13 protein-coding genes are annotated in these 12,522 nt (G+C 64.4%); 2 read left to right on the top strand and 11 right to left on the bottom strand.

What is annotated here, in order from left to right; translation table 11 throughout:
• Positions 1-8 precede the first annotated feature (8 nt).
• The 4 genes from M2332_RS15925 to ffh form a co-directional block, all read right to left on the bottom strand.
• Positions 9-1,013 carry a class I SAM-dependent methyltransferase gene (locus tag M2332_RS15925; RefSeq protein WP_264574808.1) on the bottom strand — a complete coding sequence of 335 codons (1,005 nt, stop codon included), beginning with the start codon at positions 1,011-1,013 and terminating at the stop codon, positions 9-11.
• A gap of 91 nt (positions 1,014-1,104) precedes the next feature.
• Positions 1,105-1,599, bottom strand: a complete 495-nt coding sequence (gene rimM, locus M2332_RS15920; protein WP_264574807.1) for a ribosome maturation factor RimM — start codon at positions 1,597-1,599, stop codon at positions 1,105-1,107.
• A 2-nt stretch (positions 1,600-1,601) separates the two neighbouring features.
• Positions 1,602-2,066, bottom strand: coding sequence for a 30S ribosomal protein S16 (rpsP, locus tag M2332_RS15915; RefSeq protein ID WP_264574806.1), 465 nt, complete (start codon positions 2,064-2,066; stop codon positions 1,602-1,604).
• 51 nt (positions 2,067-2,117) lie between these two features.
• Positions 2,118-3,605, bottom strand: coding sequence for a signal recognition particle protein (ffh, locus tag M2332_RS15910; RefSeq protein ID WP_264574805.1), 1,488 nt, complete (start codon positions 3,603-3,605; stop codon positions 2,118-2,120).
• A 338-nt stretch (positions 3,606-3,943) separates the two neighbouring features.
• On the opposite strand from ffh, the gene epsI reads away from it, so the two are divergent.
• Positions 3,944-4,675 (top strand): exosortase-associated protein EpsI, V-type, encoded by a 732-nt coding sequence (epsI, locus tag M2332_RS15905; protein WP_264574804.1) that lies wholly within the window; start codon positions 3,944-3,946, stop codon positions 4,673-4,675.
• A 10-nt stretch (positions 4,676-4,685) separates the two neighbouring features.
• Here epsI and M2332_RS15900 read toward each other — a convergent pair whose 3' ends face one another.
• The 4 genes from M2332_RS15900 to M2332_RS15885 all read right to left on the bottom strand — a co-directional run bounded on the left by M2332_RS15900 (position 4,686) and on the right by M2332_RS15885 (position 7,466).
• Entirely contained in the window at positions 4,686-5,213 is a 528-nt protein-coding gene (locus M2332_RS15900) for a TPM domain-containing protein (RefSeq protein ID WP_264574803.1), read from the bottom strand.
• On the bottom strand, positions 5,210-5,854 hold the full coding sequence (thiE, locus tag M2332_RS15895; protein ID WP_264574802.1) for a thiamine phosphate synthase: 645 nt from the start codon (positions 5,852-5,854) through the stop codon (positions 5,210-5,212). The genes M2332_RS15900 and thiE overlap by 4 nt, the downstream gene beginning before the upstream one ends.
• A gap of 30 nt (positions 5,855-5,884) precedes the next feature.
• Positions 5,885-6,454 carry a glutathione peroxidase gene (locus M2332_RS15890; RefSeq protein ID WP_181559172.1) on the bottom strand — a complete coding sequence of 190 codons (570 nt, stop codon included), beginning with the start codon at positions 6,452-6,454 and terminating at the stop codon, positions 5,885-5,887.
• 112 nt (positions 6,455-6,566) lie between these two features.
• Entirely contained in the window at positions 6,567-7,466 is a 900-nt protein-coding gene (locus tag M2332_RS15885) for a fructose bisphosphate aldolase (protein ID WP_181561363.1), read from the bottom strand.
• 149 nt (positions 7,467-7,615) lie between these two features.
• On the opposite strand from M2332_RS15885, the gene M2332_RS15880 reads away from it, so the two are divergent.
• On the top strand, positions 7,616-8,140 hold the full coding sequence (locus M2332_RS15880; protein WP_264569848.1) for a TlpA family protein disulfide reductase: 525 nt from the start codon (positions 7,616-7,618) through the stop codon (positions 8,138-8,140).
• Here the strand turns inward: M2332_RS15880 and M2332_RS15875 are convergent, their stop codons facing one another.
• The 3 genes from M2332_RS15875 to tkt all read right to left on the bottom strand — a co-directional run bounded on the left by M2332_RS15875 (position 8,141) and on the right by tkt (position 12,432).
• Complete coding sequence (locus tag M2332_RS15875) at positions 8,141-9,346, bottom strand: phosphoglycerate kinase (protein ID WP_264574801.1); 1,206 nt, start codon at positions 9,344-9,346, stop codon at positions 8,141-8,143. It abuts the gene before it with no gap.
• Between the two features lie 84 nt (positions 9,347-9,430).
• Positions 9,431-10,441: a type I glyceraldehyde-3-phosphate dehydrogenase gene (gene gap, locus M2332_RS15870; protein WP_181559169.1), complete on the bottom strand. Its 1,011-nt coding sequence runs from the start codon at positions 10,439-10,441 to the stop codon at positions 9,431-9,433.
• A 23-nt stretch (positions 10,442-10,464) separates the two neighbouring features.
• Positions 10,465-12,432, bottom strand: coding sequence for a transketolase (gene tkt / locus M2332_RS15865; RefSeq protein ID WP_264574800.1), 1,968 nt, complete (start codon positions 12,430-12,432; stop codon positions 10,465-10,467).
• Positions 12,433-12,522 lie beyond the last annotated feature (90 nt).

Genomic DNA, 12,522 nt, shown 5'->3' with positions numbered 1-12,522 from the left:
AAAAGCGATCAGCGGGATTTGGGACGTGCGGGACGATCGGCGATACACACCAGAAATTCGGCCTCGCCACCGCCCAGAAGCGCAGAGAAAAGAGACTTGACCCGCAGGAGACGTTTCGCGACCGGCCAGCGCCTCGTGCGCAGCCCGCGCGTCCGCATGATCTCTTCCGACGCGCCCACCATGAAATTGAACTGCCGCGAGCTGGGCTTGGCAAAAACCTTGGCAGACCGCAGACCATTGCTGACCGCGAGTTTTCTCAGGGCGCGCCTGGTGAACAGATGCAGATGCCGGGGCGTTTCCAGCCCCCGCCAATGTTCGCCAAAATGGCGGTGCCCTAGCGCGTCGACGTTCGGCGTGATCATCACCAGCCGCCCGCCGGGTGCGAGCAATTCACTGCACCGCGCGATCGTGCGACCCGGCTCGGGCACATGCTCGATGACATTGTCGAGCAGGATGCCGTCGAACTTTTTCCCATCGAATCGCGGATCGAAAATATCGGTCGCAAAGACCTGTGCGCCGCGCACCTGCGACGCCACAGCGACCGCCTGTTCATCGAAGTCGATGCCGACGGCGCTCCAGCCCGCCTCGACAATCGACCGCAGGAACCCGCCGGACCCGCAGCCGACATCCAGCATGACGCCGGGCTTACGGTGCGCGAAGTAATTGAGGCCCGACTGGTAGTGATGCTTCCACCAGGGCAGCAGGCCCAGAAGTCGATAGCGCAGAGCCGGCGCATGCGAGGCGGCCCCCTCCGGCGCCACGATCACCGGCGCCTGGTCGTGGGTGTGGTAGGATTGATAGAGCGTCGCCAGACTCTGCGGCGTGGGCATGGGGTCGATCCACCCCGAGCCGCAGTGCGGGTTGCGACAGATCCTCAGCCCCCAGCGTCCCGGCGCGCCGAACATCGGATCGCGCAGATCGCGATAGTGCTGAGTGCCCGATTCGCCGCACAACGGACAATCCGGCGCGGGCAGGCAGCCAATACCCTCATTGTCCAAAACAATCGCGTTCATGCGGCCCTGCGCTCTTGGAGGTGATCGATCGAGACCGATCCATGTGGGCAAGCAAGAGGCCCGTCCTCATCCGCCGAAGCGGAATGTCCTGTCAGTCTGCAAGGAAAAGGCTGCTCAGGACAAGTCTTTCCTCGTTCCAGTCGAGCACCGCTTCCGGCTGCATGGGGACCATGAACCGTTTTCCGCCGGGCTTCTCGATTTCGATGACGTCACCGGCCCCGAAATTCTCGACAGCCACGACCGTCCCCACCGCTTCGGCCGATTCGGCGACGCATGGCAGGCCGATCAAATCGACATGATAATATTCGCCGGGTTCGAGCGGGGGCAGCGCTGAGCGCGGAACGGTGAGTTCCACGCCGCGCAAGGCTTCGGCGGCATTGCGATCGGCGATTTCCGCAAAGCGCGCGACGGCGCCATTCGAGCCATCGCGCACCGTCTTGAGCGTGAGGGTGCGACCGCCCGCCTCGAAGCTCTTGTAGCGCTTCAAGCTCTCCGGCCCATCGCCGAAGAGCTTGAGACGCACTTCCCCCGTCACGCCATGCGCGCCGATGACAGCCGCGAGCGTGACGGGACGATCCCCTGGCAAGATCAGCCCTCGGCCTGCTCTTCAGCGGCAGCCTCGGCAGCGGGTGCTTCCTCGGCGGGGGCTTCAGCAGCCGGCTCTTCAGCCGGAGCATTGGCGGCTTCTTCCGCAGCCTTGCGGGCTTCCTCGGCCTCGGCCAGCTTGGTGGCCTTGTCCTCGGCGCGGTCCTTGGCCTTCTGGCCCGGCTCTGCCTTGTTGGGGTTGTTGCGCGCAGCGCGCTCCTTGACGCCTGCGGCATCGAGGAAGCGGGCGACACGGTCGGTCGGCTGGGCGCCGACGCTCACCCAGTGCTTGGCGCGCTCGGTGTCGAGCACGACGCGCTTCTCGTCATCCTTGGCGAGCAGCGGGTTGTAGCTGCCGATGCGCTCGATGAAGCGGCCATCGCGCGGCGAGCGGCTGTCCGTCACCACGATCTTGTAATAGGGGCGCTTCTTGGAGCCACCGCGCGACAGGCGAATGCTGGTTGCCATCTGTAACTTACCTTACCTTTCTTCTGAACTCTGAACCTGAAATTCGTTACGTTACTTCTTGAGAAAATTCTGAAAACCCGGCGGAAGCTTGGGCATGTCCGGCATCCCCGGAAGTCCCTTGAGGGCGCTGAGATCGCCCTGCCCCGCTCCCGGCGCACCGCCGCCACCGCCGAGCAAACCGCCCAGCCCGCCGCCGCTACCGCCGCCCGCAAACATCTTGGCCAGTCCCTTGAGACCGCCCATTTTCTTGATCTTCTTCATGGCGGTTTCCATCTCCTTGTGCATCTTGAGGAGACGGTTGACGTCCTGCACCTGCAGGCCCGCGCCCTTGGCCACGCGGATTTTGCGCTTGGCGTTGAGCAGTTCCGGGCGCTCACGCTCCTTGAGCGTCATCGAGCCGATGAGTGCATCGAGGTGAACCAGCGTCTTGTCGTTAACGCCGGCATTGGTCATCTGCGCCTGCGCCTTTTTGAGGCCGGGGATCATGCCCGCGAGCATGCCGAGGCCGCCCATGCGCTGCATCTGGCTGAGCTGCGCGCGCAGATCGTTGAGATCGAACTTGCCGGCAGCCATGCGCTTGGCCAGCTTGTCGGCATCTTCCTGCTGGATCGATTCCGCCGCGCGCTCGACGAGGCTGACGACGTCGCCCATGCCGAGGATGCGCTGCGCGACCCGCGCGGGATGGAAGGGCTCGATGGCATCGAGCTTTTCGCCGGTGCCGGCGAACTTGATCGGCTGGCCAGTAACGGCGCGCATGGAGAGCGCGGCACCACCGCGCGCATCGCCGTCCATGCGGGTGAGGACGACGCCGGTCAGGGGCACCTGCTCGGTAAAGCTCTTGGCGACGTTGACCGCGTCCTGGCCGGTCAGGCTGTCGACGACCAACAGGATTTCAGCCGGCGTCGCGACATCCGCGACCGCCTTCATCTCGTCCATCAGCGCCTGATCGACGTGCAGGCGGCCAGCCGTGTCCAGCATCAGCACGTCGAAGCCCTGCAGCTTCGCGGACTGGAGCGCGCGGCGGGCGATATCCACCGGCTGCTGGCCGGGCACGATCGGCAGCGTCGCGACATCGGTCTGCATGCCGAGAACCGCCAGCTGCTCCTGTGCCGCCGGGCGATTAACGTCGAGCGACGCCATCAGCACCTTCTTGCGCTCTTTTTCCTTGAGGCGCTTGGCGAGCTTGGCCGTGCTAGTGGTTTTGCCCGAGCCCTGCAGGCCGACCATCATGATCACCGCCGGTGGCGTCACGTCGATCAACAACTCGCTGGTCTCGGCGCCCAATGTCTCGGTCAGCGTGTCGGAGACGATCTTGACGACCATCTGCCCCGGCGTAACCGAACGCAGAACGTCCGATCCCACCGCGCGCTCGGTCGCCTTGTCGACGAACGCGCGCACGACCGGCAAGGCGACGTCGGCTTCCAGCAGGGCGATTCGGACCTCGCGCATGGCAGCGCGCACGTCCGCCTCGGTCAGCGCACCGCGCCCCCGAAGCTTCTCGAACACCCCACCGAGCCGATCGCTCAGACTATCGAACATCACCACCTCATTGCAGCCGAAGCCGCTGAAAAACCAACCAAAACGCCGCAACGCACAAAGCGCCGGTGGGCGAAACCTCGCCGACCAGCGTCTATCCTTGGACAGTGAAATCCAGGACTGTCAGGGCGCCCGGGCAGTTGGACAACCGCGCCGGAACAGCGGCTCCTTAACGAAATCCGCCGGTTAAGACAAGAAGGCAGGCATCCGGGCCTGTGCTGGACGCACGGAGAGGCCGAGTCAGAAAGGCTTTGGCAGGAATTTGCCGCTATCGCGCTTGCAGTTTGGAAATCCGCTCTTAGCTGCTATTCTGCGCGACAGAGCCAAGGAATGAGGGTGCAGTGGCAGCGGACGACGTGAATTCAGTTTCGGATGAGAGCGAGCCCACGCGGCGCTCGCTCAGCCGTCGCCATCTCCTCATGGGCGGCGCCATGCTGGCCGTGAGCGGCCTTGCCATCGCGCGCGAGCCGCATCAGCGTTACCGCGACCTCTCCGACAAGCAGTTTGAGGCCCTGTTCCCCAAGGCATTCGGCGATTGGAAGACGCTGCCCGTCAGCGAGCTCGTGCTGCCGCCAGAGAGCGACCTGGCCGACAAGCTCTATCAGCACATTCTCACGCGCACCTACGTCAATTCCAAGGGCGTGGGCGTGATGTTCCTGGCTGCTTACAACAGCAAGCAGTTGAACAACGTCCAGCTCCACCGGCCCGAAATATGCTATTATGCTGGCGGTTTCTCAATCGATCGCAGCGAGTCACTGGATTTGCCGGTTGATGTGGCCGGCCGCCAAATGATCATTCCGGCCCGGTCGGTGACGGCGGTGCTCGGCTCGCGCAACGAGAACATCCTGTACTGGACGCGGATCGGCCCCGACTTCCCGCAGAGCTGGCTCGCGCAGCGCATCGCAATGACCAAGGCCAATATCGCCGGCTATCTCGCCGACGGGTTGCTTGTCCGCATGTCGGTGATCGACAAGAATTACGATGAGTCCCTGCACAACATGCAAATCTTCATCGCAGACATGCTCAAGCATTCGGGCGAGCCGACCAGGGACATGGTGGTCGGCGACGCCTGATCCGACGTCGCTAGAGCCGGCCTTCCAGTTCGGCGATCCCGGCGACCAGACCGGCCTCGAAAAGCCCGTTGCGAAACTGTGGCAGCATGGCCGTGTCGATGATCGCTTGGCAGTCATCGTCCGGAATGGCGGCGGCAAGGCCCTGCCCGACCGCGATGCGGACCAGCTGTTCCCTCGGCGCGAGCAGGATCACGATCCCCTCCGCCCCCGGCGCACCCACGGCCCAGCGATCGCCAAGCTCGCTTGCATAGCCGGCAATGTCCTGCCCATCGAGGGACGGCACCGTGACGACGATGGCCTCCCGCCCGGTCGCGGCCTGCAGCCCTACCAGCCGGCGCTCGATCTGGTGCCGCTGATCGGGCGTGAACAGCGCCGCGGCGTCAGTCACCCAGCCATCGCGCGCAATCGGCAGGCTGGATGGGAGGACGATCTGGGCGGTCTCGGTCGGTTCACCGGCCGCAGCGGGCGCACCCATTAGCCCCGCCGCCACACACAGGGCCGCGATGCCAAGGGCGGAAAGCCCGCGTGTCAGGATCACCCAAGCACTTTCGCGAAGGCGGCAACACCGGCGCGCGGCCCATCAGGGTGGTTCCACACCGCGCCACTCACCGCGAGAAAATCGGCGCCAGCCTCGACCAGCGGCGCTGCATTGTCGGCAGTGATGCCGCCGATGGCGACGCAGGGAATTTCAAAGATGGACGACCACCAGCGCAGCAGGTCCGGTTCCGCATGGTGGCTCACCTCCTTGGTGGTGGTAGGATAGAAGGCCCCGAAGGCGACATAATCAGCCCCAGCTTCCCCGGCTTCCATCGCCATATGACGACTGTCATGACAGGTCACGCCTATCTGGGCCGAGGGGCCGAGCACGCGCCGGGCCTCGCGAGGATCCCCGTCCCCCTGCCCCAGATGAACGCCATCGGCGCAGAGGCGCTGGGCCAGCGCGATGCTGTCATTGACGATGAAGGCGACATCCCGCTCGGCGCAGAGGCGCTGGAGCGGTTCGGCCAGCCGCGCGACTTCATCCTCGCTCACGCCCTTGAGGCGAAGCTGAAACGCGGCGACACTGCCGCCGTCCAGCGCCTCGGCAAGGCGAGCGGCGAAATCCTCTCCGATCACCGGCGGGGAGATCAGGTAGAGCTGGCAGGGCGGAAGGCTGAGCGCCTGTGTGGTCTCGGTCATTCCGCCCCCATAAGCCCGGTGGCCGCGCGGTCAACCGGCGGCGGCGGAACCCGACAAGGCCGCCTCGATCGCAGCGACGAGGTCGCCATCGTCCGGCTTGGTATCCGGCGAGAAGCGCGCCAGCACCGTGCCATCGCGTCCGACGAGGAATTTCTCGAAGTTCCAGAGCAGTTCCGGCGGATCGTTCGGCGTGCGGTTGCCGCTCTTGAGACGCTCACGGAACGCGCCATCGTTGCGCGCCTCCGGCTGCGCCTGCGTCAGGGCCGCGAACAGCGGGTGCTTGTCCGGCCCGGTGGCGACCACCTTCTCGAACATCGGGAAGTCCACGCCAAAATTGGTCGTGCAGAAGCTCTCGATCTCCTCATTGGAGCCCGGCTCCTGCCCCGCAAAATCGTTGGCGGGAAAGCCCAGCACCACCAGGCCATCGTCCTTATATTTGCGGTAGAGTGCTTCCAGCCCCTCATATTGCGGGGTGAGGCCGCATTTGGACGCCACGTTGACGATCAGCAGCACCTTGCCGGCATAATCGCCCAGCGACGCATCATCGCCCTTGATGGTCTTGAGCGGAATTTCGTCCAAAGCAGTCGTCGTCGCGGTCATGGTCATCCTCCAGATGAAAAAGGGCAGCTCGCCCAAGATAGGGAGCCGCCCTTCCTCTGTCATCGGGTGGAGACCGCAGGCGGCGCAATTGGGCGCCGCCCCGTCGTGCGCGTCAAGCCGCGACCTTGTCCGTCGAGGCTTCGTAGATCTCGTCGATCGCGCTGGCGAGCGAGGCGTTGAACGCCTCATCGCTCATCTGGTGACGCAGATCCTCCAGCAAGGCCCGGCTGAAGCTGGCGATCATGCCGCGATTCTTCGCCAGTTCGGCGCACGCCTCGGGACGCTTGTAACCGCCCGAAAGGGCGACGACGCGCAGCACCTTGGGATGATCGACCAGCGGACCGAACAGACCGGCCTTTTCAGGGATCGAGAGCTTGAGCATCACCTGCTGACCCTCGGGCAGTGCATCCAGCGCCTTGAGGATTTCCTCCAGCAGGATCTGGTCGGCCTGCGCCCGCTCGGCGCTCTTGATGTTCACTTCCGGCTCGATGATCGGCATCAGGCCCGCTGCGAGCACCTGCTGGCCAATCTCGAACTGCTGCTTGACGATGGCGGCAATCCCCTCGCGGTTGGCGAGATTGACGACCGAGCGCTCCTTGGTGCCGAACACGCCGAGGCTCTTGGCACGCTTGAGCAGCGCGTCCAGTTCCGGCATCGGCTTCATCATCTGCACGCCATTGGCCTCGTCTTCCAGGCCCTTGTCGATCTTGATGAACGGCACGACGCCGCGTTCGATGAGCGCGGCCGGCGTCGGCTTGCCGTCCACGGTGCCGTCCATGGTCTTCTCGAACAGGATGGCGCCCAGCACCTTCTCGCCGGTGAAGGCGGGCGAGGTGATGATGCGGCTACGCATCTGGTGGATCAGGCCGAACATCTCTTCATCACCCGAATAGGCGTTTTCTTCGATGCCATAGCCCTTCAGCGCCTTGGGCGTGGAACCGCCGCTCTGGTCGAGCGCGGCAATGAAGCCCTGCCCCTTGGCAATCTTCTCGGTCATGTCGGAGTCCTGCATCATCCTGTCCTGTTTTTCGAAGTGGTGCCAAAATCGGCGGTGCTGTGTGGCACGCCTATGCCGCGCCTGCGCCGCATATTGCAAGCCGGTCAACCATCTTGACGGGCGCACTGCCCGGAACGAAAGATGGTTGGAAGGGGGGACGATCGATGCGCTCAAAATTCGCGGCCGTTGCCGCACTGATTGCGATCATCGGCATGAGCGTGGCCCGGCCAGCCCACGGTCAAAAGATCAAGGTGGGCGACCTAGCGCCAGCGTTCACGCTGATGCTGGCTGATGGAAGCTCGGTTTCGCTGGCCGATCTCAAAGGGCAAGTCGTCGTCCTCAATTTCTGGGCGACATGGTGCGGACCATGCATCAAGGAACTGCCGACGTTGGACGCCTTTCACGACATCCTGAAGGACAAGGGGCTGCGCGTTTTTGCCGTGGCGACAGAAGATTCCGTGCCGCTCCCCAAGCTCAAGAAAATGCTGGCCGGGATGACCATCCCGATGGTTCGACGGGTGAAAGGCCCCTATCGCCATCTGGGCGCGCTCCCCACAAACTTCGTGATCGGGCGCGACGGACGCGTTCGTTATGCCGCCACCGGCGCCTTCGACCTCGATCAACTCAACCGCGTAATCATTCCGCTGATGAACGAGCGGGCGCCAACGGCTCCCGCTCGCTCGCGTTGATCAACCGCGCGTAAGCGCCGCGACGCCCGGCAGTTCCTTGCCTTCCATCCACTCCAGGAAGGCGCCGCCTGCGGTCGAGACGAACGAGAAATCCGCAGCCACGCCGGCATGATTGAGGGCGGCGACCGTATCGCCGCCGCCGGCAACTGACACCAGCGAACTTTCCGCCGTCAGCGCCGCGGCCGTGCGGGCCAGCGCAACGGTGGCCGTGTCGAAGGGCGTCAGCTCGAACGCGCCGAGCGGGCCGTTCCACACCAAGGTCTTGCAGGTCTTGAGAACGTCCGCGAGCGCCTCGACGGCGGCCGGTCCCACGTCGAGGATCATTTCCCCATCGGCCAGCTCGTTCACGTTGCACACGCGGTAGCTGGCGGGATTGGCAGCGAATTCGGTCGCGACGGCGACGTCATAGGGCAGGTGCAGGGTGCAGCCCGCTGCTTCGGCCTTCTCGAAAATCTCGTTGGCCGTATCGACCAGATCATGCTCGCACAGCGACTTCTTCACATCGACGCCGCGTGCCGCGAGGAAGGTGTTGGCCATGCCGCCGCCGATGATGAGATGATCGACCTTGGCAATGAGGTTTTCGAGCACGGCCAGCTTGGTCGAAACCTTGGCGCCGCCCACGACCGCCGCGACCGGCTTCTCCGGCTGGCCCAACGCGGCTTTGAGCGCATCCAGTTCCTTTTCCATCGAACGACCGGCGAAGGACGGAAGGCGATGAGCAAGGCCCTCGGTCGAGCAGTGCGCGCGATGGGCAGCGGAAAAGGCGTCGTTCACATACATGTCGCCAAGCGCGGCCATAGCATCGGCCAGCGCCGGATCATTCTTCTCCTCGCCCGCATGGAAGCGGGTGTTTTCCAATATGGCGATGTCGCCACCGCGCATAACCGCAATGCCGGCAGCTGCCGCTTCGCCCTGGCAGTCAGGAATGAACTGCACGTCGCGGCCCAGCACATGGCTCAGCCCGCGCGTGACGAGGCTGAGCGAGAGATCGGGCGACTTCTGGCCCTTGGGGCGACCGAAATGCGCGAGGATCAGCACTTTCGCGCCCCGGTCCGCCAGTTCCAGCAGCGTCGGCACGGCGGCCCGCAGGCGCGTGTCGTCGCTCACCGACCCTTCCGACATCGGCACATTCAGATCCTCGCGGACCAGCACGGCCTTGCCGGCGATATCGCCCATGTCGTCCAGCGTCTTGAAGGGTTTGGCCACGTCGTCACTCTCCCATGCGTGAATCGGGCCGAGCGTGTGTGAACATGCCCGGCCCGAAGAAATGTCAGCGGTGTTCCGCAATCCTCAGATCAGGCCAGCAACAACCTTGCTGGTGTCGATCATGCGGTTCGAGAAGCCCCACTCATTGTCGTACCAGCTCAGCACGCGCACGAGCTTGCCGTCGATGACCGCCGTCTCGAGGCTGTCGACGGTGGAGCTGCGCGGATCGCCATTATAGTCGATGGAGACCAACGGCTCATCCGAATAGCCCAGCACGCCCTTGAGCGGGCCGTTGTCGGCAGCAGCCTTGAGCAGGCTGTTGACCTCTTCCTTCGTCGTGTCACGCTTGGCGATGAACTTGAGGTCGACGACCGACACGTTCGGCGTCGGCACGCGCACCGAGGAGCCGTCCAGCTTGCCCTTCAGCTCCGGCAGCACCTCGCCCACGGCGCGGGCTGCGCCCGTCGTGGTCGGGATCATGGAGAGCGCAGCGGCACGGGCGCGACGCATGTCCTTGTGGATCTGATCCAGCGTGTTCTGGTCGTTGGTGTAGCTGTGGATCGTCGTCATGAAGCCGCTCTCGATGCCGACCGCGTCGTTCAGCACCTTGGCGAGCGGCGCGAGGCAGTTGGTGGTGCAGCTCGCGTTCGAGATGACGATGTCGTCGGCGGTCAGCGCATCGTGGTTCACGCCGAACACGATGGTCTTGTCGACGCCCGTAGCGGGCGCGGAAATGACGACGCGCTTGGCGCCGGCGGTCAGGTGGGCGCTGGCCTTGGCTTTGTCCGCGAAGATGCCGGTGCATTCGAGCGCGATCACCACGCCGAGCTCGGCGTGCGGCAGATTGGCGGGGTCACGCTCCGCCGTCACCTTGATGCGCTTGCCGTCCACGACGAGGCTGTCGCCATCGACCGAGACCTCGCCCTTCCAGTTGCCATGCACGCTGTCCCGCTTGAACAGCAGCGCGTTCGACTTGGCATCGCCGAGGTCGTTGATCGCGACCAGCTCGAAATCATGATCGGTGCGCTCCAGCAGCGCGCGCGCGACGAGGCGCCCGATCCGTCCGAACCCGTTGATTGCTACCTTGATCGCCATGTCCTGCACTCCTTAGCTCAAAGTCAAACCAGCGCGGCGGAAACCCGTGCCGCGACACTCTGGGCATTCAGCCCGAAATGATCGTAAATTTCCTGCGCCGGCGCCGAGAGGCCGAAGCTGTCGATACCGATATTGATGCCATCGGTTCCCGTAATCGTCGCCCAGCCGAAGGTGGTGCCGGCCTCGATCGAGACACGCAGCGCGCCCTGCGGCAGCACGGAAGCCCGGTAGGCCTCTTCCTGCGCCAGGAAGCGCGACATGCTGGGCATGGAGACGACGTTGGTGGCGACCCCCTTCTCTTCCAGCAGCTTGGCGGCGTTCACGGCGATCTCCACTTCCGATCCGGTGGCGATCAGCACCACCTTGGGCGCGGTCCCGCTGGTCACGAGGGTGTAGGCCCCCTTGGCACAGAGATTTTCAGAAGCGTCGGTGCGCAATTGCGGCAGATTCTGGCGGCTGAGCGCCAGCAAGGACGGCGTGGACTCCTGCTGCAAGGCAAGCGCCCAGCACTCGGCTGTCTCGATGGTGTCGGCGGGACGGAAGACCTCCAGATTGGGGATCATCCGCAGCGACATCACATGCTCAATAGGCTGGTGGGTGGGGCCATCTTCGCCCAGGCCAATGCTGTCATGCGTCATGACATAGACCACGCGCAGCCGCTGCAAAGCGGACATGCGGATGGCATTGCGCGCATAATCGGAAAAGACGAGGAAGGTGCCGCCATAAGGGATCATGCCGCCATGCAGCGCGATGCCGTTCATCGCGGCGGACATGCCAAACTCGCGGATGCCGTAGTAGACATAGCGACCGCTATAATCGTCGCGGCTGAAAGCAACCTTCTGGTCCTTGGACTGGGTCAGGTTGGAGCCGGTCAGGTCCGCCGAGCCGCCGAACATCTCGGGCAGTTGCACGTTGATCGCATCGAGCGCCATCTCGCTGGCCTTGCGCGTTGCGACCTTCTTGGGCTCGGCGATCAGGCCATCGAGATAGGACTGGATGGAGAAGCCAGCCGGGAGCTTGCCCGCCATGCGCCGCTCGAATTCATCCTTGTCAGAATGGCTTGCAAGGCGGCCCTGCCAATCGGCATGAGCCTTCTTGCCGCGCGTGCCGGTCTCTGCCCATGCAGCCTTCACGTCATCGGGCAGCTCGAACGGCGGCAGATCCCAGCCCAGCGCCTCGCGGGTCGCCGTGATTTCGTCCTCACCCAGCGGCGATCCGTGCACCTTGTGCGAGCCTGCCTTGTTTGGCGCGCCCTGGCCGATGCGGGTGCGGCAGGCGATGAGCGAGGGGCGCGGATCGGCCATGGCCTCATCCATCGCGCGGCGAATGTCGCCGAAATCATGGCCGTCGCAGGCCGTCACGTGCCAGCCGGTCGCGGCGTAACGGGCCAGCACATCCTCGCTGGAGGAGAGGCTGACAGCGCCGTCGATGGTGATCTTGTTATCGTCCCACAGCACATTCAGGCGCCCGAGGCCCAGATGACCTGCCAGGCCGATCGCCTCATGGTTGATACCTTCCATCAGGCAGCCATCGCCCGCGATCACCCAGGTGCGGTGATCGACCAGCGGATCGCCGAAGGTCGCATTGAGATGCCGCTCGGCCATTGCCATGCCGACGGCCATGGCCAGCCCCTGACCCAGCGGACCGGTGGTGGCTTCAACGCCCGCCAGTTCGAAATTCTCGGGGTGACCTGCGCAGGGGCTGCCCATCTGGCGGAAATTGCGGATGTCCGCCATCGTCGGTCTGGCATAGCCGGACAGGTGCAGCAGCGCATAGATCAGCATGGAGCCGTGGCCAGCCGAGAGCACGAAGCGGTCGCGGTCGTGCCAGCCGGGCGCGCTCGGATCGAACTTCAGATAATCCTTGAAGAGCACCGTCGCGACATCGGCCATGCCCATCGGCATGCCTGGGTGGCCGCTGTTGGCGGCCTGCACGCCGTCCATGGAAAGGACGCGAATGGCGTCGGCGAGCCGCTTTTCGGTGACTGACATGGGCGAGCGCCCCTTCTTCTTTATCTGGCCCGCAGGCGTGTTGCTCCAGAGCGATCAAGGACCGAAGATGGTCGATGAACGGCCGCGCCG

The sequence above is a fragment of the Sphingobium sp. B11D3A genome (genome assembly GCF_025961695.1).
GTDB lineage: Bacteria > Pseudomonadota > Alphaproteobacteria > Sphingomonadales > Sphingomonadaceae > Sphingobium.
Note: the sequence above shows the minus strand (reverse complement) of the source record. Positions and strands in the feature narration are given on the sequence as shown.